Raw genomic sequence first — 23,896 nt, 5'->3', positions numbered from 1 at the left:
TTCAAAATTATTTTCAGAAAGGAAGCAGCCGCTGATGACCTCTTTATTCGATTCGATCAACGAAGCCCGGGAACCCCTGGCGGCGCGGATGCGACCCCGTACCCTCGCCGATTTCGTCGGTCAGGACCAGCTGGTGGGCGAGAACGGGGCGCTGCGGGAGATGATCAGCCACGACGACGTGCCCTCCCTCATCTTCTGGGGGCCGCCAGGGACCGGCAAGACCACCTTGGCCGAGATCATCGCCGAACAGACGAAGGCCAAGTTCATCCACTTCAGTGCTGTTACCAGCGGCATCAAGGAGATTCGCGAGGTGATGAAGACCGCCGAGGCCAACCGCCAATACGGCGAGCGCACCATCGTCTTCGTCGACGAGATCCACCGCTTCAACAAGGCCCAGCAAGACGCCTTTCTGCCTTACGTGGAGAAAGGCAGTATCATCCTCATCGGGGCGACCACGGAGAACCCGTCCTTCGAGATCAACTCCGCACTGCTGTCCCGCTGCAAGGTCTTCGTCCTGCACCCGCTGACCACGGCCAACATTGCCACCATCATTCAACGGGCGGTGGCCCGGCCGGAGGGCTTAGCCAAGCAGCACGTCACGCTGACCCCTGAAGCCTTGCAGATCATGGCCGAGTTCGCCAACGGCGACGCCCGGGTGGCACTGAACACACTGGAGATGGCCGTGCTCAATTCGCCCCGGGACAAAAAAGGCGTCACCATCACGAAAGACGCGCTGGTGCCGCTTTTGGGGAAGAAGTCCCTGCTTTACGATAAGAAAGGCGAAGAACACTACAACATCATTTCTGCCCTGCACAAATCCATGCGCAACAGCGACCCAGACGCCGCCATCTACTGGCTGGCCCGGATGCTTGAGGGCGGCGAGGACCCGTTGTACGTTGCCCGCCGGCTGATCCGCTTCGCCAGCGAGGACGTCGGACTGGCCGACTCCCGGGCGCTGGAGATCGCCGTCGCCGCGTACCAAGCCGCCCACTTCATTGGGATGCCCGAGTGTACCGTGAACCTTACCCAGTGCGTCGTCTACCTGAGCCTGGCGCCGAAGTCTAACGCCCTCTACACGGCTTACGACGCTGCCAAGAAGGACGCTCAAGAGACCACCGCGGAGCCGGTGCCGCTGCAGCTGCGCAACGCGCCCACCAAGCTGATGGCCGACCTGCATTACGGCGAGGACTACCAGTATGCCCACAATACCAAGGACAAGCTGACCACCATGCAGACGATGCCGGACAATCTGGTCGGTCACGAGTATTACCACCCCACCGATCAGGGGTCGGAGGCAAAATTTGCCGCGCGGCTGGCGCAGATCAAGGCCTGGCATGAAGCGCACGATCCAGACGAGCCATAGCGCCGCCGCGTCGTGCAGCGATTGATTACCCTTCAGTAGGCTCAACCATACTCAATTGGATCCGTTCCCGGTCCAGGTCAACGGAGACGACCCACACATCGACAATATCGCCCACCGCCACAACGGTCTTCGGGTCCCGAACAAATTTGCGGGCCATTTTAGAAACGTGGACCAAACCGTCATGTTTCACGCCAATGTCGACGAACGCGCCAAAATCAACCACATTGCGGACCGTGCCCTGCAGCTTCATGCCCACTTTGAGGTCCGCCATCGTCAGCACGTCTTGGCGGAGCAGCGGGGCCGGCATTGTCTCCCGCAAGTCGCGGCCCGGTGCCTGCAAACTGGCAATGATGTCGTGGACCGTTGCCGCACCGACCTCGCCAGTGACGAAGTTCGCGGCGGCCACTTGCTGGATTTGGGCGTTCGCCTGAGCGCTGCCCAAATCAGCGGCTGCCACACCCGCCGCGGCCATGATTTTTTTCGCCACGGGGTAGCTTTCAGGATGGATATCGGTGTTGTCTAAGGGGTTCTGCCCGTCGTGAATCCGGAGAAAGCCTGCCGCCTGTTCGAACGCTTTGGGCCCTAGGCGCGGGACCTTTTTCAGAGCGGTCCGCGTCGTGAACCGGCCCTGGTCGTCGCGATACTGGACAATGTTGCCAGCAATGGTTGATGAGAGCCCGGAAATGTGGGTCAATAATTGGGCACTGGCGGTGTTCAAATCCACCCCGACTTGATTCACCGCCCGTTCAACGATCGTGTCCAGTTCATTCGCGAGTTCTTTGCTGGGCAGGTCATGCTGGTATTGGCCGACACCGATCGATTCGGGGTCAATTTTGACCAGTTCTGCCAGCGGGTCCTGCAGCCGGCGGGCAATACTGATCGCACTGCGCCGTTCGACCGGCAAGTCCGGGAATTCATCCCGGGCGGCCTGACTGGCGGAGTAAACAGAAGCGCCGGCCTCGTTCACGATAACGTAGAAAATGTCCCGTTTGGCCTGCTTGATCACGGAGGCCACGAACTGTTCTGACTCGCGGCTGGCGGTCCCATTGCCAATGGCAATCATGGTCACTTGGTATTTTTCCAATAAGTCGATCAGTTCACCAGCGGCGGCCTGACGCTTTTTCTCAGGGGCCGGCGGGTGCGGATAAATCACCGTTTGGGCCAACAGTTTGCCGTTTTCGTTGACCACTGCCAGCTTGCACCCGGTCCGGTACGCGGGGTCAAAGCCGAGCACGACCTTGCCCTTCAGCGGCGGCTGCATCAGCAGATGATATAAATTTTGACCGAACACCTTAATGGACGCGGCATCCGCTGTCGCGGTCAGCGTATTGCGTACTTCCCGCTCAATGGCAGGGGCAATAAAGCGCTTGTAGGCGTCTTGGTAGGCGGCTTCGATAAACTTCGTGGCGGCACTCTCAGGGTGACTGGCAATAATCTTAAAGTGCAGAAAGTTCATGACCGCCTCTGGCGCTGTCACGACTTTGACGGTTAATACTTTTTCCTTTTCACCGCGGTTGATCGCTAAGGTCTGCGTCGCGGCGATTTTCTTTATGGGCGCCTCAAAATCGTAATACTGTTGGTAAACGCCCTTTTCGTCTACGTCCTTGGCGCTAGCCTTCGCAACGACTTTAAGTTTACCGGAATTGGTCGTCCAGCGGCGGATCCACCCGCGCAATTCCGCGGCTTCGCCGAAACCTTCCGCTAAGATTTCATGGGCGCCGGCGAGAGCCTCCTCAGCGGTCTCGATGCCGTTCTCTGGCGTCACATACTTTTCTGCCTCATGGTCTAGCGGCGCCGTGGGAAATGAAAGCAGCCACTCGGCCAGTCCAGCCAGTCCCTGGCTGCGGGCCACCATCGCCTTGGTGCGGCGCTTCTGCTTATAAGGCAAATAAATGTCTTCGACCTCTGGGAGTGTTGTGCTGGCTTCAATCTGCTGGGTCAAGCGCGGCGTTAACTTGCCCTGCTCGTCGATGCTTTTGATGACGGCGGCCTTACGGTCCTGGAGCGTGTTGGCCCGCTGATAGGCTTCTTCGATGGTTTGGATTTGTACTTCGTCCAGGTTGCCGGTCATTTCTTTGCGGTACCGGGCAATGAAGGGGACGGTATTCCCGTCATCCATTAATTGGATGACCATGCCGATTTGGTGCTCGGTGATTTCGGTTAACTCATGTTGAATCAGTTGGATAATTTTGTTGTTGCTCACTCGTTGTTCCTCGCGTTTTCTACTGGATTAGCCCACGGATTTAGTAAGTTTAATCATACCAACAACCCCGTTGCGGCACAATGGACCGCCGTGCGGGTCACATCCCACCGATTGGGCTCCGAGGCGGGCTGTTACGGGGCTGGCACAGCTCAATGCATGGCATGAGGTGCATGACCCGGAGGACAACAAATGAACTGCTGTGACCTCTGCCTAAGCCGCCGATTGATGGACGGGGCGGATGAGTTGAACGATCAGCCAGGCCGTCCACCCCACCCCCACAATGACGATGCCAATGACCGTGGCGATACGCCAGTTGGGTGCCGTGATCCTGACCAGGAGCAGCTGCAGGATCACGGCGGTGAACGCAATAAACGCTACGATATTGACGATCCCCATGCCGAGACTTTTCTTCCGGCTGGCCAGCAGCTGAACGGCCAGTAACACTAGTGCAATGCCCTCGTAAATCATGATGGACTCCCCGCTTTCTGTTGACGGCCCCATTACTGTCGAGAAAAGCATAACAGGCTGTCTCGGGAAACGCTAACAATTTCCCTCGAACCGTGTCTTTTCCCTTGATTTTTCTTCCACAAGTTTTATAGTAGTAGACGTAGTGTTTTTGGAGGCTTAGCTCAGCTGGGAGAGCATTTGCATCACATGCAAGGGGTCGCAGGTTCGAACCCTGCAGTCTCCACTCGCGCAATCAAATGACCGCGATACCGTTTGGCAGTTGCCGAACGGTATTTTTTTGTGCCAGTCAACTGGTCCAGGCCAATGTACCAAGCGTGTGACCGTGCCGTCCGCGGCCTCGCGTGATATGCTTGAAGTAGAGCAAACAAGGGGGAATCGATTATGGATATTGGGTTTATCGGTACCGGGAATGTGGGTAAAGCCTTAGCGCAGTTGTTCGTCCATGCCGGTCACCATGTCGTCATGAGCCACCGCCACAGCGTGGAGAGTTTGAATCCGTTAATTGAGAAACTGGGCGTCAACGCCAGCGCCGGCACCATCGCGGACGCCGTGAAACAGCCGCTGGTCGTGCTGGCTGTGCCGTTCAATGCGGTCCGCGAATTGCCGGCGCCGTTTCCCGGCGATCCCATCATTTTGGACGTCACCAACTACTTTCCGAACCGGGACGGGAATATCATGAATTTGGAGAAACACGAAGAGGCCACGTCCCAGTTCGTCGCTCGCCAATTGCAGAGTAAGAAAGTGGTCAAGGGCTTCAACACCATCGCCATGGCCCGCATCACCGCCATGCCCCGCCCCACCGGCGACCCGCAGCGCATCGCTGTGCCCATCGCCGGGGACGACAAGCAGGCGAAGAACACCGTCAAAGACTTAATCGACCAAATCGGGTTCGATCCATACGACTTAGGCGGCCTAGCCGACAGCCTGCCCGCCCAGTCAGACGGTCCGCTGTTTATCTCTGTGGGGACCAAGGCAGAAATTGCGCAACGGTTGAAAGCCGCGCAGGCTAAGTAACTGTTTTGGGGTAGAGCGGTTACCGTGTGGTCTTGACCCGGGTGACTCCGGGCTCCTACATTCTCGGAAACTAACTAAAACAGTCTCACTTGATATGAAGCCCTGGCAAACCTCTCTGCGGTCATTACAGCATTGCCTGGCAGTATGAAGTTCACGCGACCCCTCCGGTGAATGTGTCCTGGCATCGAAAACCTTACGATTGGACAGGATGTAGGCGATTTGGGCCCGGAGGCTGGCGGGGCTCAGCCATGAAATTGTTGTAAGTGGGCGCTCTTTGCCCACTTACAACAAGGCCGATCTTTGAGACAAGCGCACTTTGCTTGGCTCAAAGTCGCGTCCATGGCGTTCCAGCCCCAGCCAGCCGGAGGGCCCAAATCGCCGGGTCCCGCGCATTGTTTTTCAATGCGCACGCAAAAACACCAAGCAGCCAAAGTCGTATGCTGCTTGGTGTTTTTTTCCCCACTGAGTTAGCTCAAGTCGGCGCCGTTGCTCTGAATGACTTTCTGATACCAGTAGAACGAATCCTTCTTGATCCTGGCCAAGGACCCCCGGCCCTCGTCGTCCTGGTCCACATACACGAAACCGTACCGCTTGGACATTTCTGACGTGGAGAAGCTGATCAAGTCGATCGGCCCCCACATGGTGTAGCCCATCAGCTGGACGCCGTCGCCGATGGCTTGCTTCATCTGGGCAATGTGCGCCCGCAGATAATCGATGCGGTAGCTGTCGTGGACATGACCGTCTTCCAGCTTATCCTCCGCGCCCAGGCCATTCTCCACGATAAACAGCGGCTTGCGGTAACGGTCCCACATGGCATTCAAGGTGATACGCAGGCCGACCGGGTCGATCTGCCAGCCCCAGGCGGATTCCTGCAGGTACGGATTGCGGCCGCCGGTGGCCATGTTGCCGTTGACGACGTGGCCTTGGTCGGCACTGGTGACGGTGGTCATGTAGTAACTGAACGAAATGAAGTCCACCGGATTAGCCTTGAGGACGGCCTCGTCATCCGCCGCCATCTGGATCCTAATGCCGTGGTCAGCGAAGTAACGGTTCATGTACTCGGGGTACTCGCCCCGGGCTTGGACGTCGGTGAAGAACAGGTTGCGCTGGTCAGCCTGTTGAGCCGCCAGAACGTCCACGGGGTTGGGCGTAGCCGGATAGGTCTGCATCCGCGCCAGCATACAGCCCATCTTGGCACTGGGGTCAATGGCGTGCAGCTGCTTGGTGGCCATGGCGCTGGCCACGAACTGGTGGTGCAGGGCTTGGTAGCGCAGCTGCAGCTGCTCGTCCGATGAGCGGTCGGTGTCGATGGCCCCGGTCTCGTGGAAGCCCCAGGTGCCCGTATTGATCTCGTTGAAGGTCAGGTAGTACGGCACCCGGCCTCGGAAGTGAGTGAACACCGTCTCGGTGAAGCGGTTGAAGGCGGCGATCGTTTTCCGGCTGGCCCAGCCGTTTTGTTCCAGGGTCAAGTGAATCGGCATCTCGTAGTGGGACAAGGTGACCAGCGGCTGGATGTGGTATTTCTCCAAGGTGCTGATGACCTGGTCATAGAAAGCGAGACCGGCCGCATTCGGTTCAGCGTCGTCGCCGTTGGGGAAGATGCGGCCCCAGGCGATGGAGAAGCGGAAGACCTTGAAGCCCATCTCGGCCAGCAAGCGAATGTCTTCTTCGTACCGATGGTAGAAATCGTTGCCCCGCCGCTTGGGGTAATGGGTATCGGTCGTGTCGGCCACCGCTTCTTCAATGGAGGCGCGGGTGACGTCGTCCATGGACATCTTCTTGCGGTCGCTGGCCTGGCGCACAACGTCGGCAGTGGTCAAGCCCTTGCCGTCAACGTTCCAAGCGCCTTCGATCTGATTGGCGGCGGTGGCGCCGCCCCAAAGAAAGTTTTTGGGAAATTCGTGGGGATAATCAGGTTTATACATTAGTCGCTGTGACTCCTTCTGTAGTCTTGGTGGTTTTGGCAGCCGGGGTCATGGTCAAAATGGTCTGGTCGGCAGCTGCCTCGGTTTCTGCTGTCGGTGTAACGGCAGCGTAGCTGTTGGTATTCGTGACGATGACCATCACCGTGGTGTCGTAACCGGCGGCTTTGATTTGGGCGAAGTTGGCCTTCACCAGCGGGTCGCCGACCTTAACGTGGGCGTTCTGCTTCGTCAGGGCCTCAAAATACTGGCCGTTCAACTCCACGGTGTTGATACCAATATGGATCAGCAGCTCCACGCCGTTGTCGGCGGTAATACCAATGGCGTGTCCGGTGGGATAGAGAACACTGACCACACCGCTCACCGGGGCGGTAATCGTGTCGGCGGTGGGCACAATGGCAATGCCTTGGCCCATGGCTTCGGTGGCGAATACTTCATCGTTCACGTTTTTCAACGGAATCAAGGTGCCGGCGACTGGCGCTTGGACAGTCAGCGCCCCATCCGTACTGGTCACCGTCGCAGCGGCGGCCACATTGTCTTCTTTCTTAATGCCGAACAGGTAGGACAGGACCGCGCCGCCGAAGAACGCGACGGCGACACCCAGCAAGCCGATGACCACGCCGTTGCCGGTGTATCCTGGAATGGCCAGGAGTGAAGGTAAGGCGAAGGAACTGGTGTGGACAGCGCCGGCACCAATGATCGCCCCGCCGATGGCCCCGCTGGCCACGGCGCAATAGAACGGCCGCTTCAGCTTCAGGGTCACACCATAGATCGTCGGCTCGGTGATACCGAACAGGGACGTGATGACGCCGGAACCGGCCAAAGCCTTCATTTTCTCATCCTTGCTCTTCAAGAAGACGCCCAGTGCGGCGCCGCCTTGGGACAGGACGGCAGCCGCCAGAATCGGCAGCAGCGGGTCGTAGCCCATCTTGGCGATATTGTTCATCATCAGCGGCACGAAGGTCCAGTGCACGCCGAAGATGACGAAGACCTGCCAGAAGGCCCCCATGATGGCGCCGGCCAGCCAAGGCATGAAGTTGTAGATACCCATGACGCCGGCGGCCAGGACGTTGCTGACGGCGGTCCCCACCGGCCCCACGACGATGAGGGTCAGCGGCGCCATGATCAGCAGCGAGAACAGCGGGGTGAAGATGGTCCGCACGGCCTCCGGAAAGATCTTATTCAAGAGCGGTTCCAGGTAAGAAAGGACCCAGATCGCCAGCAGGATGGGAATAACGGTGGAGGTGTACGTCGCCGAGACGACGGGGATACCCAAGAAATGCAGCGTCGTCCCCTTTCCGGCCGCGGCCACCAGTGTGGGATACACCAGTGTCGCCCCCAGGGCCACGGCGATGAACTGGCTGACGTGTAGTTGTTTGGCCGCAGTGAACGCCAAGAAAATCGGTAGGAAGTAGAACAGACCGTCACTGGCGGCGTAAAGGATCTCGTACGTGCCGGACTTAGTGGACAGCCACCCCAAAGCAGTGAACAGGGCCAGCAACCCTTTCAGAATACCAGCGCCGGCCATCGCCCCCAGGAAGGGGGTGAACACGCCGGAGATAAACCCAATGAACCGGTTGATGAGGCTGCCCTCGGCCTTCTTTTCTTCCTTCTGGGCCGTTCCGCCTTGAGTGCCGTCGTCGCTGATGCCGGCGACGTTGGCAAACTGGTCGAAGACATCTGCGACAGCATTACCGATGACCACCTGGTACTGGCCGGCAGACTTCACGACGGTGATGACCCCGTCCAGTTTCTCCACAGCCGCCGTGTCGGCCTTCTTTTCATCTTTCAAATAGAAGCGCATGCGGGTGGCGCAGTGCCACGCCTTTTCGATATTGTCTTTGCCGCCGACACCCTGGAGAATGCCTTGGGCCAATGCTTTCTGATCCATTGTGATGACCTCCTAGATAACAGAAAAACCCAAACCCGCCGCGGCGGCCGAGTGGTCGTACGAGGTGGATCTGGGTTTCGCCTAATTGAATAGTTACGATCCCGATGTGAGATGAATGATTACTGGTTGCTTTCTGCAATAAGCCGCTGAATGTGGACGGTGAGATAGACTTGCTCACCCCGAGCCACCGGCCGGGCCGTACTCTTGGTGACGAAGGTCGTCACCTTTTGGGCACAGGCGAAGGCTTGGGGATACTTCTGGGCGACGTGGTCGTAAAGAAAATCGTCGTCCGGGCCGTTGGGATCGGCCACGTGCATCACGGTCCGCTGGGCGAAAAAGCGCAGGTGGACCAGCAGCCGTTGAAAACTGAGACTGTCGCTGTCCAGCGGTCGGCCCAGCTGGTACTGAACGATATCCAGCATGCCGTTGATGAGCTTGGTCATCTCCTTGGTCGTGCGGTCCGTGGACCCCTGCATACTGTTCTCGACGAACTTCATGGCGATGAACCCGGCTTCGTCCGGCAGGAGCTGCACCTGGAAGCGCTGGTTCGTCATCTGTAAGGCATCCTGCCCGGCCGCATATTCCCGGGGGTAGATGCGCTTGATCTCCCACAGCAGCTCGTTTCTGATATCCATGTCGTGCTGGTGGCGGTAGATGGCGAACTGGATGTGGTCAGCTAGCGCAATCAGCAGGTAACTGTTGAACGTTGTCTGGAGGGCGGCGGAGGCCTTCTTGATGATCTCCGACGCCAGTTCGAAATACTCCGGGGGAATAGAAGTGACCGCTTCTTGGAAGTTCTTCAGCCAATTCTCTGCTTCCGGGCGATAGACATCGATCTCATCAGTGACGGTGATGGGCTGCCCGGGTTTCTTCCCGAAGCCGATCCCCTTGCCAATCAGGACCAGGGCTTGGCTGCCGTCCTTGGCCAAAACCACGTTATTATTGAATACTTTCGTTACTTCCATGCTGGTCGGCCGTCTGCCTCCTTTCTCCCAATTGAACAGAAAAAGCCTGTGGGCCGACACCTATCCTCGATAGATGAACTCTGCGGTCTACAGGCTTTGCCCACTACAAGAGCGGTTACAATCCTTGCTTACAAAAACACTATAGCAAATCCACGAAGAGAATGCAAGGGGTTTCGGGAAACGGTTCCCAAATCAGTGGTTAGGCCTGCTGCAACGGCCGCTGGTAGATGCGCAGTCGGCCGCCCCAGGGCTGGTACCCCTCGCCGAGATAACTGAATCCTTGGCGCTCGTAGAAATCCGTCAGATCCGTGCCCAGGTACAGGCGCTCGAACCCGGCCGCTGCGGCATCCGCCACGACCCGTGCCACCAGCATGCGGCTCACGCCTTGATGGCGGTACGGCGGCCGCACCGCCAAAGCACACAGCCAGGGCATCAAGTCCATCCGGCTGATGAAGTCGTTGGGAATCAGTCCGCAGCCGCCGGCCACCTGGCCGCTGGCCGTCAGCGCCAAGTACCACTGGGGCAGCGGGCCAATGGGGGCCACGCTGTGCGTCAGACAATTCGCATAGAGCGGATCATTATTCGGCGACCCCCACTGGGCCTGGAAGAACCGGATCATCTGCGCCAGCAAGCGCGGGTCGTCCCGCAGCGAGACAACGTGCACTACTGCGGCCGTACCGTGTCCCACCATTTCTGCAACTCCGCCGTGGCCTGATTCGTCTTCTTCACGGTCTCGTCACTCATCCCCAGCGACGCCCGGCTGCCGGGTTCCAGTAAGGCATTGACCTCCTGAGCATAGTCGCCAGGATCTGTGGCATAAGTGTAGAAAGGCGCCACCGGCACGTCCCCAAAATCGGTGTCTTGAATGAGCCGGCGCAGCGGTGTCGCCACATGACCATTCCAGACCGGCCCGCCAAGCAGAACGATGGCGTACTCCTGCACCGGGGGCAGCGGCCCTGCCAGCACGGGAAACGTGCCCTTCGCCCGCTGGGCCTCAGCGACATCGTTGACGGCGTTCATGTCATCGGGAAACGGGGTTTCGACCTGCAGGGGGACGACTGTCCCGTGGGTGATGCGGCCGAGCAGCTCGGCCATCGTTTGAGTGTCGCCATACAGTGAAAAGTACAAGACCAAAGATTTTTGAGCCATGATGATCACTCTCCTTCTCACTCAAGTTTACCGTGTTGGCGAGCAGAAAACAGCGATGATGGTCAACTAAATTGAAACGGTTAATCACTCTGGCGCCATTTCTTATCCAAAATCAGACGGGCGAGGAATAAGCCCATGGGCAGAAACATAATGATCAGCACGGCGCGCGTCAGCCACAGGGCGCCTGTTGCAATGGCATTGGTGCCGATGGCGTACACACCGCGGTAGATGTAGAGACCGGGGACCATGATGACGATGGACGGTACCGTGAGCGAGATACGGGGGAAGCCCTGGTAGCGGTTGATGAGCGACGCCAGCAGGCCGGCGGTCAGCGCGCCGAAGAACGCCGCTGCGGCCGGGGGCAAAGCGGTCAGGTCCACCAGTTCTAAGCGCAGTGTATTGGCCACGGCGCCCACCAAACCGGCCGTGATGGCCATTTTTTGCGGACTGTTGAACATGATGGAGAAACCGTAGACCCCGCAAAAGCTGGCGCCGACGCGGCAAACGGCCAGCAGCCAAGGACTCAGCCCCAGCGGCAGGAAGTTGCCGGGTTGAGAATGGACCAGCAGAGCGAACAGCCAGCCCACCAGGGCCGCCACCGTCGTAATCATCGTGGCATAGGCCAGCCGCTCAATGCCCGAGCGCATGTCCAGCTTAGAAATATCCAGCATACTGGTGATGAACGGGAATCCCGGAATAACAAACAGCATAGCCCCGATGTACCCGGCTTCGTGCTGGGGCGCCACATTGAACACTGCCACGAGCGACTGGAAGACGGCGACGTAAGAAAGGCAGGCCGCGGCCACGCCGACCCCGACGCAGGCTAACGTTGTCATATGTTTCTTGATCATGAACCCGCGAATCAGATTGCCGATGCCGGCCCCGATGAAGGCACACAGCATCTCCACCGGGCCGCCGCCCAGGAGGAACACGAAGGCGCTGCAAGCCAGCGCCGCCGCGAGCCCGCCGATGACGAACGAGTAATTACCGGAGCGCCGTTGAATGCGGCCCAAGGCCAGGTGAATCTCACGAATCGGCTGGTCGGCATATTGCTCAGCGAATTGATGGACGAAGCGTTCCATCCGATCCAGTTTGTCCGTGTTGACCCCGCTGGTCGGCAGGGCTAAGACCTGGGAATAGTGGTGGGTCGCGCTGAAGCAGGTATATTCGAGGGAGACCAGGCCGATGTCCGCGGAACACGTCAGCCCCAGCACCCGGGCGACGGTGTCCATCGCTTCCCGCACCCGCCAGGCCCCGGTACCGCAAGAGAGCAGAATGATGCCTACCCGGCCGACGACCGCCGCCCGTTCTTGCAGACTGGCCTCTTTCGCTGGCCGATCCTCCTCCCGCACCAAGTCTTGCCACGGAATGGCCATATGATGTTTTTCAGAAAGGTGCCAGTCCGTCTTGGGCCGAAAATGTGCGTTGCCGTCCACAATGAATCCCCTTTTCTTCTGCTGATGTCTTTAAAATGCTGCTTTTGTCATCTTAGCACATTGCTTTCTGAAAACCGAATCCAGGGTGCCGGTTAGGGACCGCCCCGTTGATTTGGTACAATGGGGAGGCATATTCCTTAAACGGTTGAGAAAGGACGTATTGAAATTCATGAAGTACCGGGCATTAACTGCTTTCGATCTTGACAACACTTTGCTGAACGACGAAAAGAAAATTCCCGCGGAGACGGTGGCGGCGTTGCAGCGCTTGCGGGCCAACGGCGTACTGCCGGTGATCGCCACTGGCCGCGACCGGTTTGAGATCGCCGACATCATCGCCGCCGGCCAGTTCGACGCCATCGTCAGTGCCAATGGCGCCGATGTCTATGCCGAAGGCCGCCAGCTGCACACCACATGGTTGCCGGCGGCCACGGTCCAAAAGCTCGCCGCCTGGGCCGATGACCGCGATGTCTGTGTCGCGTTTTCTAACCACGTTGGTGTCGGCATGAACCGGATCAATGACGTGGTGACCACGAACTACCGAAAGATTCGGAAACCCGCGCCGCCCGTCGATCCCCACTTTTATCACAGCCAGGATGTGACCAAGGGCTTGCTTTTCTTAGCGGACAATGACGCCGGTCACCGGCTGGAAACGATTGTGCGGGCGCAGTTCCCGACGCTGACCTTCTACCGCAATTCAATTTATTGCCTGGACGTGGCGCCCAAAGGCACCACCAAAGCCTCAGGGCTCAATGCCTTGCGGACTGGGCTGCACTTGGATACGGCCCCCATCTTTGCCTTCGGCGACGGTAATAATGATGTGCCAATGCTGAGTGCGGCCGATTACGGGATCGCCATGGGCAATGCCGTCCCGGCCGCTCGGGCTGAAGCCGACTACGTGACGGACCGCTACGACCAGCACGGCATCGTCAACGCGTTGGCCCACTTTGGGTTATTGGCCCCAGCTCAGTAACCAACCCCCAATCGAATACCCGTCGCGCTGGGGGGACAAAAAAATCCCGCCGATCGTATCGGCGGGATTTTTGACCAATCGCTGATCCAAAGATTAACGCTTGGAGAATTGGGAAGCCTTACGGGCCTTCTTCAGACCAGGCTTCTTCCGTTCCTTCATCCGAGGGTCACGGGTCAGTAACCCGGCACTCTTCAGTGCGCCGCGGAAGTCGGGATCGACTTGCAGCAAAGCCCGGGCGATACCATGACGGATCGCACCGGCTTGGCCGGAGAAGCCGCCGCCAAAGACGTTGACTTTAACGTCGTAAGTGTCGGTCGTTTCAGTCACGCCGAACGGCTGCTTCAGGTCGAGAATCAGGTTGGCGGATTGAATATAATCTTCAACCGGGCGACCATTGACCGTAATTTTACCAGTACCAGGTACTAAGCGAACACGGGCAACGGAATTCTTGCGCCGGCCTGTGCCAAGATAATCTGCGTTTTGTGCCACAATGAATTCCTCCTTTAGATAAGCTTGTTAATATCGAGCACTACGGGTTGTTGGGCAATTTGCTTATGTTCTGCCCCTGCATAGACATGCAGCTTCAGGAACTGCTTGTGTCCCAGCGAGTTCTTCGGCATCATGCCCTTGATCGATAACTCGATCAATTCTTCCGGACGGTTGTCGCGGATCTCTCCGGCAGTCCGGGTGCGCAGCCCGCCAGCATAGTTGCTGTGGTGATGATATAACTTGCGGGAGGCCTTGCGGCCGGTCAGCTTCACATTTGCGGCGTTGATAATAATCACATGATCACCCGTATCCACATTCGGAGTGAATTGTGGCTTATTCTTGCCCCGCAGAATGGTGGCAGCGGCCGCCGAGATACGTCCCAAGGGAATATCTGTGGCGTCGAGTACATACCATTTACGTTCGATTTCAGTTGGCTTAGCCAGATAAGTTGTACGCAAAATAAGTTCCTCCAATTTCGGTGTTTACACCAATCTAAGTTTCCGGGGCTCACAGTGGGGTAAACAATACCGAGTACCATCATACCGGTTGGGAGCCGCCGTGTCAACGGCGAGTTGGCCCGCGCCGAGACCACCGCCAGTTCCCCGAGATCATGTGAAGCCGTCTGCCCAGTGTTAGCGGCGGCAGCAGCGTATAATTGAGACAGAAAAGGAAGGTGCCCACCATGGTCAACGCCAATGTGCTGCTGGGTTTCGTTATCGTCGATGCTGTGCTGCTGGCCGCGTTTGCCGGGATTCTGATTGATGCGCTCGTCACCAAGAAGCCGATCAACCGGGGCTTGTTCAATCTGCTTTTTGGTCTGGAACTGATCAGTATCATCGCCCTGACGCTCCTCGAAAAGACTTGGATTGCTTTCTGGATCGGCGCGGCCGCGGCAGTTCTGTATCTGACTGGAGTGGTCATCGATTGGCGCCGGCGTTCTTAGTCCGCCAGCGAACGACTGTGGTATCCTGGAACCAATCAAGAAAGGAGCTCCGCCATGAGCCAACTCTACGTCCGCCAGCATTTCTTCAACCTCGGCGGCCGCTTTGATGTCACCGACTTTGAGGGCAAAGTCTGTTACACCGTCACAGGCAGCTTGTTAAAGGTGCCCAAAACTTTTCAGATCTTCGACCCCGCCGGTCACGAGATCGCCAAGGTGGTCCACCGCCCCTTCAGCTTCTTGGCCACCTTCGACGTGGAAATGAATGGGGCCGTCGTCGCCACCATCAAGAAGAAGCTGTCTTTTCTCCGCGACCAATACGACATCGACAGCGGGGCCGTGGACGTGGAGGGCAGCTGGACCGGCTTGCACTTCACCGTGTCGGCCCAGGGCCGCCCCATTGCCAAGATCCACGAGGATGCGTTTTCCTTCGGCCATGCTTACGAACTGGACATCGACAACGAGGACTACGAAGGCTTGATCGTCGCCCTGGTCCTGGCCATCGACTACGCCCGCTCGGAATCCGGGTCAACGTCCTAGGGGGCAGGTGCTAGAATAGCGGTAGGCAGAAAGGAGCTTTTACGATATGAAAGTACTCGACTTAATGGGCATCCCTGCCCCTGAAAAAGAAAAAATCACCGCTCTCCCCAACGTTCAGGTCGAAAGCACAGACTACTTAGCCCAACACGGCTTGGCTGACATCACCGTCATCTTCGGCTGGAACAAGCAAGCGGCTGCCCTGCTCCCGGAGAATACGTCCGTCCGCTTCGTGCAGTCGTTCTCTGCTGGGGTGGATTATTTCCCCTTGACGACATTGCAGTCCAAGAATATTCTGTTGGCCAACACCAGCGGCATCCACGCCCAGCCCATTGCCGAGTCGGTCCTGGCTTACATCCTGGCCTTTGCCCGGGGCGTGGCCGCCAGTGCCCAGCGGACCCCAGCCGACTTCTGGGCCAGCGATGACCTGCGGGCTAGCGTCTTCACCTTGCCAGGGAAGACCGCCCTCATCTACGGCACTGGTCACATCGGGCGGGCAATCGCCGAAGTCTTGGCCCAGCAGGGGATGACGGTCAACGGTATTTCCCACCATGGGGAACCGGTGGCGCCCTTTGCCACCGTCGGACGGGACAGCGATTCATTGGCACTGGCCAAGGCCGCTGACGTTATCGTCAACATCATGCCCTTGACGGCCGAGACGCATCATTTCTTCAACGACGCCTTCTTCAACGATTTGACCGGGGCGCCCCTCTTCATCAACGTCGGCCGCGGTCCGTCCGTGGATACGAAGGCGCTGGTCGCCGCACTGCACAACGGTCAGCTGGGCGGCGCGGCCTTGGACGTTTTTGAGCAGGAACCCCTGCCGGCCGATTCGCCGCTCTGGCAAGCACCCCATCTGTTGATGACGCCGCATATTTCCGGCGCTTTTGCGGGCATTTACGCGGCCGCCGCCGACATCCTGTATCACAACCTGGTTCAATTCGTCCAGGATGGGACGCTCGCTGAGAATCAGGTCGATTTGCAGCAAGGGTATTAACGAACAGGCAATGAACGGTATCCGGATAGACCAAAGCAGCCATGATGCTGACCATCGTCAGCCGAGGCTGCTTTTTTCGTGCCGTGTCTTTTCGTTGACCTTTCTTTCCAGCTATCGGACAATGTGGGTGGAGAAGGAGGCGCTGGCATTGAAAACACTGATTGGCAAGCGGTGGTGGGCAATCTTGCTGTATGTCGTCTGGCGCCTGTTCGATGCACTCACTGCCACCTTGCCCATACTGCGGGAAGCCGGCCGGCAGCACCTGAGTGTCGCCGCGTACGGCCGACAGATCGCCACGCCGAACGCCGTATTACTCCTCGGACCGGTCGTTTCGCTCACGCTGTTCATTATTCTGCCGCTGGCCGGTAATCTGCGAACGCTGGTCGCGACGCAGCCGGCCCCGGCAGTGCACCGCATTCAGTCTGGGTTCAACGCCATCGTCGCAGTGGGCAGCAGTCTCCTGATTATGGGGACCGCCGGCATGGTCACCGATCCGCTGACGGGGACAATCCGCCCCGGCTGGACCCGGCCGCTGGACGTGATTTGGTACGCCCTCGCCATGAGCCTATGGAGCTGGCTTTTCTTGATGGTCGGTCAGCGGCTGGCAGTGAATTGGCGCACTATCAACTGGCGGCCCTGGGCCGTAGTCGTTTTGGGCCTGTTGGTGCTGACCAACCTGATGGACCGCCAGGGCCGCCGCGGCCCGGCTGGCCGCATGCAAATCGCCCGCTTTCTCTCCGCCGCCCCTTGGCTGCTGGTCCTGGGCGGCGCCGCTGCCGTTGTCCTGTGGTGCGTCTGGGAGCGCCGCCATCCTCTGGTCGTCCGCACAACCATCGATTAACGCCGTTGCTAAAAACGAGGTGACTGGATATGCTGCTGCTCAAAAAACGCTGGTGGGCCATCGTGCTGTACCTTGCCTGCATCACAGCAAACGCCGGTGTCTATCAGTTTTATCGCCTGCATCCCCGGACAACGCCCGGCGCTGGTACCGCTCTGCCCTCCGGCGCGGCCAATGGCTTGCTGGTCTTTGCATTTCTCCTGGTGTTCATCATCATGCCTTTGGATAAGCCCATTACTGCCTTACTGCGGACCACACCACCAGAACAAATCTGGCGGCAGGCGGCGCTGCTCGACCTCCTAGTGAGCGGCTTAACGGCCGCCATCATGACCGCGGCCGCCGCCAGTACCCGCGACCCGCTCACGTTCTGGCTATTAACTGATTGGCCTGACGCGCTGAAGCTCCTTCATTACGGTATGACCACGGCTCTTTGGTACTGGTGCTTCCTGGCCGGTTGCCAACGGGGCAGCGACTGGCTGAACCGGCACAGCCGGTGGGTCAGCGGTCTGCTGCTGGTCATTATTGTCTACGTCTTGCTCACTCAGTTTTTCTCCGGTCTGCACGCATTCAATCAAAGCAGTGCTCACCATCTCGTCGTCTTTTTTGCCACTCAAACCTTGCTTCTGCCGGCCGGCGGTCTGGCTTGTGCCGCGGTGATCCTCTGGCGGCAGCACGTCCGGCCATGGCTGACGGCATAAGAAAAGCGGCATCGGGACAAATTCCCCGGTGCCGCTTTTCTTCACCATCAACCGACTTGCTTCGTCGGCCGAATCAAGATCTCGTTCACGGAGGTATCCTCCGGGGCGGCAATGGCGTAATCCACCGCTTCGGCAATGCGTTCCGGAGCAATGGCGACGGCGTCGTACAGCGCATCGATCCGCTTCTTAGCAGCGGCGTCGGTGATCGTCTCCGTCAGCTCAGTAGCCACGGCACCGGGAGAAATGACGGTGACCCGGATATGACTGCCGGCCGCGGCTTCCTCTTGGCGCAGGCCGTCGCTGATGGCCCGCACGGCGAACTTGGTGCCGGCATACACGCCGCTGCCGGCATGAACCACGTGGCCGGCCACGGAAGAAACGTTGATGAACTGGCCGCTCTGCTGCTTGCGCATCACCGGCAAGGCGGCGGCAATGCCGTAGAGGACGCCTTTGATGTTCACATCCACCATGCGGTCCCACTCAGCAACCTTCAGCTGATCAAAAGTGGACTGGGGCATCAATCCCGCATTGTTCATCCACACGTCGATTCGGCCGAATTTCTCCACAGCCAGGTCCGCCAGGGCTTGGACTTCCTCCCGTTGGGTGACGTCTGTCACTAAGTAAGCGGCTTGGCCGCCAATGGCTTCAATATCCGCGACGATGGCTTGCAGCCGCTGCTCCCGCCGGGCGGCGAGAACCACCGGATTGCCGGCTTTCGCCAGACGCTTGGCGGTGGCTTCACCGATGCCGCTGGAGGCGCCGGTGATTACGATAACTTTTTTCATAAGTAAGGTTCCCCTTTCGTTAATTGCGCATGAATCATAGTGTAAGCTGTTTCAGTTGACATTCGCCCCCCCCCCAGCAGAGAATATCAATGCGGAGGTGATTTCTGTGCGTACCCGTATCGGCGGCCGCTGGTGGGCCGTCCTGCTGTATGGACTGTGGCGTCTTTGGTACGCTGCCGTTGCTCTGATACCTGTCTTGGAACAGATCGCAAAGCACCCCGCAGATTGGGCAGCGGTCGCCCGGGGCGGTGCGGTGGGCGGTCATGTCGATCTGGTGCCGTTCATCTCGCTGACCGTGCTCATCGTCATCCCGCTCCGCCGGCCCTTGGCGGACTTGGCGACCACTGCCCCGCCGGCGGCGGTCTGGCACCAGCAAGCCATGTTTAATGGGGGTATCGCCCTATTGAGCAGCGTGCTGATGAGCGCCACCGCCCTGGTCCGGGATCCCTGGACCGGCCAATTACGCCCAGGCTGGACGGTACCTGCTGATATTTTACTCTATGCACTGGGTATCGCCGTCTGGTCCTGGCTGTTCTTGATGGTGGCGGACCGGGTGATCCTGCAGGGCGGCAGTGCGGTCAGTAGCCAAATCGTGGTGGCGCTCATCCTGATCAGTCTGCTGCTGTCGTTTGGTGAAAGCATGCCGGCCAGCCGGTCATTTTCGCCCCTCATCCTCAACTCTGTCAGCACCCGTTTCTTGGCCCAAGTCCCATGGCTCTTCCCGCTGCTTGGGGCCGTCTTGGTCTATCCGCTGATGCGGTGGCAGAAGGACAGGCCATTGCGCATCTTGCCCGCGACTTAGACAGAGGCGGTTAGCGATGACGTTGCGGCGGTTCGTGCTTCATGGGCGGCCGCCGTTTTTTTGCCTGTCCCGCTGTCTCAGTACACCGGCCGGTCATGACCCGCCGTGTCCGGGTCGGCGATGCCAATGCTGTCGTCCTTGTATAACGCCGGGTCCGTGATGATGCGGACCACGACGTCCGCAATACTCTGCCGGGACCCGGACACGCCAACGTAGGGGTCGTGCCGGTGGGTCACTTCATAGTGCACGTCGCGGTCATTCAGCCAGGGCAGACGCAGGGTGGTGTAGTCCAATCCAGACGCCGCCAGCAGCTGGTCAGAGCCCAGGGCCGTCGGCAGCCCGCTGCTGATCGTTTGCTTATTCCAGGCACCAAATGCCCCGGGCACCTCGTCGTAGATGCCCAGCACATTCGTATAGATGACCCGTTGCACATGGGCCGCTTGCATCCCGGCAATCACGTTCTTAGTTTCTGCGTTGGCCGGACTGTGGTCGACTACGCCGACGAAGACAATATCTTGCCCGGCCATCGCTTTGGCGACGTCGTCCGCATTGTCCAAACTGCCTTCCACGAGCGTCACTCGGGGATTGTCAGCCAACTTCGCCAACCTGTCCTTATTCCGTAAGAACAGGGTCAGCTGGACATCCTTGAATGCTGGTTCGGTTAACAAACGGTGCGTCACGATCTTTGAAATCTGGCCGTTCGCCGCCATAATCAATACGTTTTTGGTCATTTTCCCACTCCTTTGTCGTTTGGCCGGCCTTCGTAGGCCAGCTTTTCTTCCTCATACGTCAGCATGTGATCACCGAAATGATCGATCTTATACGTCAGGTAGTCGATAGTCTTCTCGATCTCGTGCTACTGGTCCAGCAACGTCTGCCGCTGGTCCACGAGCAGCGTCTTACGGGCCGCCGCTGTCTGGTTACCCTGGCGGTACAGCGTCACAAACTCGATCAACGCTTCAATCGACATGCCGGCATTACGCAGGGCCTGGATGTAGAACACCCAGTTCATGTCGTGTTCGGTATAGTCCCGGTAGCCGCTATCGTTCCGCTGAATCGGCGGGAGCAGCCCGATTCGCTCCCAGTACCGAAGCGTATCCTTGGTGACGTTGAATTTTTTGGCAACCCCGTCAATCGTCATGGCGGCTCACCGGCTCAGGTCGTGAATGCGTTGAACCGCCGCCGGATCACGGTGGTCAAAGAACTGACTCTCGTGTTTATCCAGTGCGGCAATCTGCGCCATATCGGCGTCGGTCAGCTGGAAGTCGAAGATATTGAAGTTCTCTGCCATGCGTTCCTGGTGAACGGACTTGGGGATCGCCACGATGCCCCGCTGAATCAGCCACCGCAGCATCACTTGGCCGGTGGACTTGCCGTACTGCTCACCGATCCCGGTGAGCACCGGATTCTTGAAGAGGTCATGCTTCCCTTCCGCGAATGGTGCCCAGGCTTCCGGCTGGATACCGTGGGCCTGCATGAAAGCCACGGCGTCCGTCTGCTGGTTCCAAGGATTGATCTCGATTTGGTTCAGCGCCGGTGTGGTGTCATTGTAGAGAGAAAGGTCCCAAAGCCGGTCCGGTTCGAAATTAGAGACGCCGATAGCCCGCAATGTCCCGGCCTGGTTCAGTTCTTCCATCGCCCGCCAAGAGCCATAAACATCGCCGTAGGGTTGATGGATTAGATACAGGTCCAGATAATCCAGCTGCAGCTTCTTGAGCGATGTCGCCACCGCCTTCTTGGTCGCTTCGTAGCCCGTGTCGCTCACCCACAGCTTCGTGGTGATGAACAAGTCTTCCCGTTTTACACCGCTGCGCTTGATGGCCCGGCCGACAGCTTCTTCGTTGCCGTAAGAAGCCGCCGTATCGATGAGCCGGTAGCCCGTGTGGATGGCATCCACGACGGCCTGTTCAGCAACGGCGGGATCAGTAATTTGGAACACGCCGAAGCCCAGCTGGGGCATGTCGACACCGTTATTCAACTTGATTGTTTCCATACAATTCACCGTTCCTTTTCTTAACTGTCTCTACTCTAAACCTTGAAGTGCACTTCAAGGCAAGCCCCAAAGACAAAAAAACCGCCCGCCTGCGTCAGGCGAACGGCTGCATTGCGAGTTAAGGCTGCTTTTCTGCCAAATCCTTCAAAATCTGTTCTTGATACGGCGGGATCGTGCCGTCTTTCTCCGGACCGACGTTCAGCAGCAGGCGGCCCTTCTGGGGCTTGACCAGTCTCACGATATCCCGGACTTCATCGGCGGTGATATAGTCCTGCGGCCGACTGAACTGGTTGTAGCCAAAGGACTTGTCCATCCCGCGGGTCGTCTCGAAGTAATCCGTCCCGTGCCAGTCTGTGGTGTACTCAATCGTCCGATAATCGTAATACTGGGGCGGCATGTCCTTCGGGTCTGCCTTTTGGGACTGCTTGAACTGCATCTTCGCGGCCCAATTGAACAGCGGGTGCAGGTATTGATGCCGCATCCAGTTTGGGAAGATACTCCAGCGGTCATTGACCAGCCCATCCGGCATGACTTGATAGAAGTCCTTGAACAGTTGGGGCAGCCGGGGATCGTCGGGATAGCCGATGTCGCTCCACAGAATGTCGGGGTGATACCGGTCGATCAGCTCGTGCCATTGGTCCCACGCATAATCCAGATACGTCTGGGTCTTGTTCGTGCTGAGGATCAGGTCTGCCGTGCTTTCGATGGGCTTGGTCGTGAACGTCCAGTCCAGCAGTGACGAATAGTACACGCCAAAGTGCATGCCGCGTTTACGCACCGCTTCGGCTAGCTGGCCGACGTAATCAAAATTCAGATGATAGTCCGCAATGTTGGGATTGTTGACTTCAGTGGGATACATCACGAAGCCGTCGTGGTGTTTGGTCACGACAACAACATACTTCGCCCCCGCCGCCGCAAACATGTCCGCCCATTTTTCCACGTCCACTGCCTGGCTGGTTTGCTGGAAACTCTTGGCAAAGCTGGTGTAGGGGGTATGGTCGCCATAGTGCTCGTGGTGGTACTTATACGCCGGACTGCCCGGAATCTTCATACTGTTGCCGTACCATTCGGCATACGGCTGGTTCTCATACAGGTACTTCATGGACTTCTCTTTCATAATCGTACCGAAGTCCTCCACATCCACCGGGGCATACGCGGGCACACTATAGACACCCCAGTGGATGAAGATGCCGAATCCCGCATCTTTAAACCACTGCGGCGGATCCTGCCGGTGAATATTGACGATTGGCTGCTCTTTTTTGGCCATAGGTAAAAGACTCCCTCCCAGATCAGTTACTATCTTATTTGTAACCGTTTTCTATACTGAAGTCAATTATTTGGTCAGTAATTGGCGAAACGCCACCCGGCCAGACCACCACTGCGGATCACTCGTGCCGCCGCTTAACCAGCCAGACGATCAGTTCCACTGCCAGAATCAACAGCAGGGCGATCCCCAGCACCGCCAGGGCGACCAGGCGGGAGGCCCCTGTCTCTACGTGGCCAGTGCCATCCGTGGTGCGCCGCAGAATGACAATAGCGGCGCTGATGAACCCGAGCAGCACGAGTATATTAACCAGCCACAACCACCGATTGCGCATCCCCGTCACCTCGATTCAGGTTATGGTAAGCCGGCTTAATCCTTGGCAGTCGTGTGCTGCCTCGCCGTCACGGCCGCCTGCAACGCTGCGTCAGTATAGTACACTTCTTGCAAGTACAGCCCGCTCGCGGGAGCCGTGATGCGCGCTTCCTGGCGGTCTTTGGCGGCGTATAGCCGGGGGAATTCCGCGACCGGCCGGCGGTCATTGCCGATTTCTAACAGAACGCCCACTAAGATACGGACCATGTTGTAGAGAAAGCCGTTCCCGATGAATTCGAAATACAGCTCATCTTCTTCCGGCCGATCGGTCATGGTCGCCGTGTAAATCGTCCGCACCTTGTTCTTGATCACGCCGCCGGAAGCAGCAAAACTGGTGAAGTCGTGGGTACCGACGACATCCGGTAACGCTGCGCGAATGCGGTCCAGGTCTAACTGATACGGATAATGACCCGTATAGAAACGCTTGAACGGATCAGTGAAGCGGGTGCGGGACACGCGGTAACCGTAGCGCTTGCCCACGGTGGAGAACTGGGCGTGGAACGTCTCCGGGACGATGGTGCAGTCCTTGATGACCACGTCCAGGGGCATCAGCGAATTCAGTGCCAGCATCATGTTCCGTGGGGGAATATTTCCCGGGAAATTAAAATGGACGACCTGGCCCTGGGCATGGACGCCGGCATCGGTGCGGCCGGCGCCAAAGACGGTCACGCTCCTGCCTTTTGTCATCTTGACCAGCGCCTGCTCGATCGTTCCCTGTACAGTGCGCAGCTGGGGCTGGCTTTGAAAGCCATGGAACTTGGTGCCATCATAGGCCAGAATCAACCGATAGCGGGGCATGG

25 protein-coding genes, 1 tRNA gene and 1 pseudogene are annotated in these 23,896 nt (G+C 58.3%); 10 read left to right on the top strand and 17 right to left on the bottom strand.

Annotation, left to right across the window (positions count from 1 at the left end; genetic code table 11):
* The first annotated feature begins 31 nt into the window (after nt 1–31).
* Nucleotides 32–1,363, top strand: a complete 1,332-nt coding sequence (locus L248_RS02435; protein WP_196811983.1) for a replication-associated recombination protein A — start codon at nt 32–34, stop codon at nt 1,361–1,363.
* A 25-nt stretch (nt 1,364–1,388) separates the two neighbouring features.
* Here L248_RS02435 and L248_RS02430 read toward each other — a convergent pair whose 3' ends face one another.
* Together L248_RS02430 and L248_RS02425 are read right to left on the bottom strand one after the other, a co-directional pair.
* Nucleotides 1,389–3,566: a Tex family protein gene (locus tag L248_RS02430; RefSeq protein WP_022528463.1), complete on the bottom strand. Its 2,178-nt coding sequence runs from the start codon at nt 3,564–3,566 to the stop codon at nt 1,389–1,391.
* Between the two features lie 210 nt (nt 3,567–3,776).
* The gene (locus tag L248_RS02425; protein ID WP_040534481.1) at nt 3,777–4,034 is read right to left on the bottom strand and encodes a hypothetical protein; all 258 of its coding nucleotides are present in this window, start codon (nt 4,032–4,034) and stop codon (nt 3,777–3,779) included.
* Nucleotides 4,035–4,184: 150 nt separating this feature from the next.
* Between L248_RS02425 and L248_RS02420 the strand changes: the two genes are divergently transcribed.
* Both L248_RS02420 and L248_RS02415 read left to right on the top strand, forming a co-directional pair.
* A tRNA-Val gene (locus L248_RS02420) sits at nt 4,185–4,257 on the top strand.
* A 158-nt stretch (nt 4,258–4,415) separates the two neighbouring features.
* Nucleotides 4,416–5,048: an NADPH-dependent F420 reductase gene (locus L248_RS02415; protein WP_022528461.1), complete on the top strand. Its 633-nt coding sequence runs from the start codon at nt 4,416–4,418 to the stop codon at nt 5,046–5,048.
* 467 nt (nt 5,049–5,515) lie between these two features.
* Here L248_RS02415 and L248_RS02410 read toward each other — a convergent pair whose 3' ends face one another.
* From L248_RS02410 to L248_RS02385, 6 genes are all read right to left on the bottom strand, one after another.
* Nucleotides 5,516–6,973, bottom strand: a complete 1,458-nt coding sequence (locus L248_RS02410; protein ID WP_022528460.1) for a glycoside hydrolase family 1 protein — start codon at nt 6,971–6,973, stop codon at nt 5,516–5,518.
* Nucleotides 6,966–8,861 (bottom strand): beta-glucoside-specific PTS transporter subunit IIABC, encoded by a 1,896-nt coding sequence (locus L248_RS02405; protein ID WP_022528459.1) that lies wholly within the window; start codon nt 8,859–8,861, stop codon nt 6,966–6,968. The genes L248_RS02410 and L248_RS02405 overlap by 8 nt, the downstream gene beginning before the upstream one ends.
* Before the next feature lie 119 nt (nt 8,862–8,980).
* Nucleotides 8,981–9,826 (bottom strand): PRD domain-containing protein, encoded by an 846-nt coding sequence (locus L248_RS02400; RefSeq protein ID WP_022528458.1) that lies wholly within the window; start codon nt 9,824–9,826, stop codon nt 8,981–8,983.
* 199 nt (nt 9,827–10,025) lie between these two features.
* Nucleotides 10,026–10,517, bottom strand: a complete 492-nt coding sequence (locus L248_RS02395; RefSeq protein ID WP_051999834.1) for a GNAT family N-acetyltransferase — start codon at nt 10,515–10,517, stop codon at nt 10,026–10,028.
* Complete coding sequence (locus L248_RS02390; RefSeq protein WP_040534479.1) at nt 10,490–10,975, bottom strand: flavodoxin family protein; 486 nt, start codon at nt 10,973–10,975, stop codon at nt 10,490–10,492. The genes L248_RS02395 and L248_RS02390 overlap by 28 nt, the downstream gene beginning before the upstream one ends.
* A gap of 80 nt (nt 10,976–11,055) precedes the next feature.
* On the bottom strand, nt 11,056–12,351 hold the full coding sequence (locus tag L248_RS02385; RefSeq protein ID WP_081701193.1) for a threonine/serine exporter family protein: 1,296 nt from the start codon (nt 12,349–12,351) through the stop codon (nt 11,056–11,058).
* 229 nt (nt 12,352–12,580) lie between these two features.
* Between L248_RS02385 and L248_RS02380 the strand changes: the two genes are divergently transcribed.
* Nucleotides 12,581–13,381 (top strand): Cof-type HAD-IIB family hydrolase, encoded by an 801-nt coding sequence (locus L248_RS02380; protein ID WP_022528454.1) that lies wholly within the window; start codon nt 12,581–12,583, stop codon nt 13,379–13,381.
* Nucleotides 13,382–13,474: 93 nt separating this feature from the next.
* Here the strand turns inward: L248_RS02380 and rpsI are convergent, their stop codons facing one another.
* A complete protein-coding gene (rpsI, locus tag L248_RS02375) occupies nt 13,475–13,870 on the bottom strand; it encodes a 30S ribosomal protein S9 (protein ID WP_022528453.1) in 396 nt (131 codons plus the stop codon).
* A gap of 14 nt (nt 13,871–13,884) precedes the next feature.
* Complete coding sequence (gene rplM / locus L248_RS02370) at nt 13,885–14,328, bottom strand: 50S ribosomal protein L13 (protein WP_040534477.1); 444 nt, start codon at nt 14,326–14,328, stop codon at nt 13,885–13,887.
* A gap of 224 nt (nt 14,329–14,552) precedes the next feature.
* On the opposite strand from rplM, the gene L248_RS02365 reads away from it, so the two are divergent.
* From L248_RS02365 to L248_RS02345, 5 genes are all read left to right on the top strand, one after another.
* Nucleotides 14,553–14,813: a hypothetical protein gene (locus tag L248_RS02365; protein WP_040534475.1), complete on the top strand. Its 261-nt coding sequence runs from the start codon at nt 14,553–14,555 to the stop codon at nt 14,811–14,813.
* Between the two features lie 54 nt (nt 14,814–14,867).
* Nucleotides 14,868–15,350 carry an LURP-one-related/scramblase family protein gene (locus tag L248_RS02360; protein WP_022528450.1) on the top strand — a complete coding sequence of 161 codons (483 nt, stop codon included), beginning with the start codon at nt 14,868–14,870 and terminating at the stop codon, nt 15,348–15,350.
* 46 nt (nt 15,351–15,396) lie between these two features.
* Nucleotides 15,397–16,344: an NAD(P)-dependent oxidoreductase gene (locus L248_RS02355; protein ID WP_022528449.1), complete on the top strand. Its 948-nt coding sequence runs from the start codon at nt 15,397–15,399 to the stop codon at nt 16,342–16,344.
* A gap of 148 nt (nt 16,345–16,492) precedes the next feature.
* A complete protein-coding gene (locus tag L248_RS02350; protein ID WP_040534474.1) occupies nt 16,493–17,185 on the top strand; it encodes a hypothetical protein in 693 nt (230 codons plus the stop codon).
* Between the two features lie 29 nt (nt 17,186–17,214).
* Nucleotides 17,215–17,880, top strand: coding sequence for a hypothetical protein (locus L248_RS02345; protein WP_022528447.1), 666 nt, complete (start codon nt 17,215–17,217; stop codon nt 17,878–17,880).
* Between the two features lie 47 nt (nt 17,881–17,927).
* Here L248_RS02345 and L248_RS02340 read toward each other — a convergent pair whose 3' ends face one another.
* Entirely contained in the window at nt 17,928–18,665 is a 738-nt protein-coding gene (locus L248_RS02340; RefSeq protein ID WP_022528446.1) for an SDR family oxidoreductase, read from the bottom strand.
* 106 nt (nt 18,666–18,771) lie between these two features.
* On the opposite strand from L248_RS02340, the gene L248_RS02335 reads away from it, so the two are divergent.
* A complete protein-coding gene (locus L248_RS02335; protein WP_155828542.1) occupies nt 18,772–19,467 on the top strand; it encodes a hypothetical protein in 696 nt (231 codons plus the stop codon).
* A 77-nt stretch (nt 19,468–19,544) separates the two neighbouring features.
* Here the strand turns inward: L248_RS02335 and L248_RS02330 are convergent, their stop codons facing one another.
* From L248_RS02330 to truA, 6 genes and pseudogenes are all read right to left on the bottom strand, one after another.
* Complete coding sequence (locus L248_RS02330; RefSeq protein ID WP_022528444.1) at nt 19,545–20,198, bottom strand: NAD(P)H-binding protein; 654 nt, start codon at nt 20,196–20,198, stop codon at nt 19,545–19,547.
* Nucleotides 20,195–20,608, bottom strand: a pseudogene (locus L248_RS02325) (MerR family transcriptional regulator). The gene L248_RS02330 and the pseudogene L248_RS02325 overlap by 4 nt, the downstream one beginning before the upstream one ends.
* Nucleotides 20,609–20,614: 6 nt before the next feature.
* Nucleotides 20,615–21,460 carry an aldo/keto reductase gene (locus L248_RS02320; protein ID WP_022528442.1) on the bottom strand — a complete coding sequence of 282 codons (846 nt, stop codon included), beginning with the start codon at nt 21,458–21,460 and terminating at the stop codon, nt 20,615–20,617.
* A gap of 118 nt (nt 21,461–21,578) precedes the next feature.
* On the bottom strand, nt 21,579–22,727 hold the full coding sequence (locus L248_RS02315; protein ID WP_022528441.1) for an alpha-L-fucosidase: 1,149 nt from the start codon (nt 22,725–22,727) through the stop codon (nt 21,579–21,581).
* A gap of 118 nt (nt 22,728–22,845) precedes the next feature.
* The gene (locus tag L248_RS02310) at nt 22,846–23,058 is read right to left on the bottom strand and encodes a DUF3923 family protein (protein WP_040534470.1); all 213 of its coding nucleotides are present in this window, start codon (nt 23,056–23,058) and stop codon (nt 22,846–22,848) included.
* A gap of 35 nt (nt 23,059–23,093) precedes the next feature.
* Nucleotides 23,094–23,894 carry a tRNA pseudouridine(38-40) synthase TruA gene (gene truA / locus L248_RS02305; protein ID WP_022528439.1) on the bottom strand — a complete coding sequence of 267 codons (801 nt, stop codon included), beginning with the start codon at nt 23,892–23,894 and terminating at the stop codon, nt 23,094–23,096.
* Between the last annotated feature and the right edge of the window lie 2 nt (nt 23,895–23,896).

The organism is Schleiferilactobacillus shenzhenensis LY-73 (genome assembly GCF_000469325.1).
In the GTDB taxonomy this organism is placed as follows: domain Bacteria; phylum Bacillota; class Bacilli; order Lactobacillales; family Lactobacillaceae; genus Schleiferilactobacillus; species Schleiferilactobacillus shenzhenensis.
This window is presented reverse-complemented; position numbering and strand designations above follow the sequence as displayed.

What these genes read in the sequence shown, in the direction of transcription:
- L248_RS02390 (WP_040534479.1), bottom strand. Translation starts at nt 10,975, where the DNA reads ATGGCTCAAAAATCTTTGGTCTTGTACTTTTCACTGTATGGCGACACT.
- L248_RS02345 (WP_022528447.1), top strand. Translation starts at nt 17,215, where the DNA reads ATGCTGCTGCTCAAAAAACGCTGGTGGGCCATCGTGCTGTACCTTGCC.
- L248_RS02320 (WP_022528442.1), bottom strand. Translation starts at nt 21,460, where the DNA reads ATGGAAACAATCAAGTTGAATAACGGTGTCGACATGCCCCAGCTGGGC.
- L248_RS02415 (WP_022528461.1), top strand. Translation starts at nt 4,416, where the DNA reads ATGGATATTGGGTTTATCGGTACCGGGAATGTGGGTAAAGCCTTAGCG.
- L248_RS02340 (WP_022528446.1), bottom strand. Translation starts at nt 18,665, where the DNA reads ATGAAAAAAGTTATCGTAATCACCGGCGCCTCCAGCGGCATCGGTGAA.
- L248_RS02315 (WP_022528441.1), bottom strand. Translation starts at nt 22,727, where the DNA reads ATGGCCAAAAAAGAGCAGCCAATCGTCAATATTCACCGGCAGGATCCG.
- L248_RS02380 (WP_022528454.1), top strand. Translation starts at nt 12,581, where the DNA reads ATGAAGTACCGGGCATTAACTGCTTTCGATCTTGACAACACTTTGCTG.
- L248_RS02355 (WP_022528449.1), top strand. Translation starts at nt 15,397, where the DNA reads ATGAAAGTACTCGACTTAATGGGCATCCCTGCCCCTGAAAAAGAAAAA.
- L248_RS02410 (WP_022528460.1), bottom strand. Translation starts at nt 6,973, where the DNA reads ATGTATAAACCTGATTATCCCCACGAATTTCCCAAAAACTTTCTTTGG.
- L248_RS02405 (WP_022528459.1), bottom strand. Translation starts at nt 8,861, where the DNA reads ATGGATCAGAAAGCATTGGCCCAAGGCATTCTCCAGGGTGTCGGCGGC.
- L248_RS02400 (WP_022528458.1), bottom strand. Translation starts at nt 9,826, where the DNA reads ATGGAAGTAACGAAAGTATTCAATAATAACGTGGTTTTGGCCAAGGAC.
- L248_RS02360 (WP_022528450.1), top strand. Translation starts at nt 14,868, where the DNA reads ATGAGCCAACTCTACGTCCGCCAGCATTTCTTCAACCTCGGCGGCCGC.
- truA (WP_022528439.1), bottom strand. Translation starts at nt 23,894, where the DNA reads ATGCCCCGCTATCGGTTGATTCTGGCCTATGATGGCACCAAGTTCCAT.
- L248_RS02310 (WP_040534470.1), bottom strand. Translation starts at nt 23,058, where the DNA reads ATGCGCAATCGGTGGTTGTGGCTGGTTAATATACTCGTGCTGCTCGGG.
- L248_RS02425 (WP_040534481.1), bottom strand. Translation starts at nt 4,034, where the DNA reads ATGATTTACGAGGGCATTGCACTAGTGTTACTGGCCGTTCAGCTGCTG.
- L248_RS02395 (WP_051999834.1), bottom strand. Translation starts at nt 10,517, where the DNA reads ATGGTGGGACACGGTACGGCCGCAGTAGTGCACGTTGTCTCGCTGCGG.
- L248_RS02385 (WP_081701193.1), bottom strand. Translation starts at nt 12,351, where the DNA reads ATGGCCATTCCGTGGCAAGACTTGGTGCGGGAGGAGGATCGGCCAGCG.
- L248_RS02365 (WP_040534475.1), top strand. Translation starts at nt 14,553, where the DNA reads ATGGTCAACGCCAATGTGCTGCTGGGTTTCGTTATCGTCGATGCTGTG.
- L248_RS02330 (WP_022528444.1), bottom strand. Translation starts at nt 20,198, where the DNA reads ATGACCAAAAACGTATTGATTATGGCGGCGAACGGCCAGATTTCAAAG.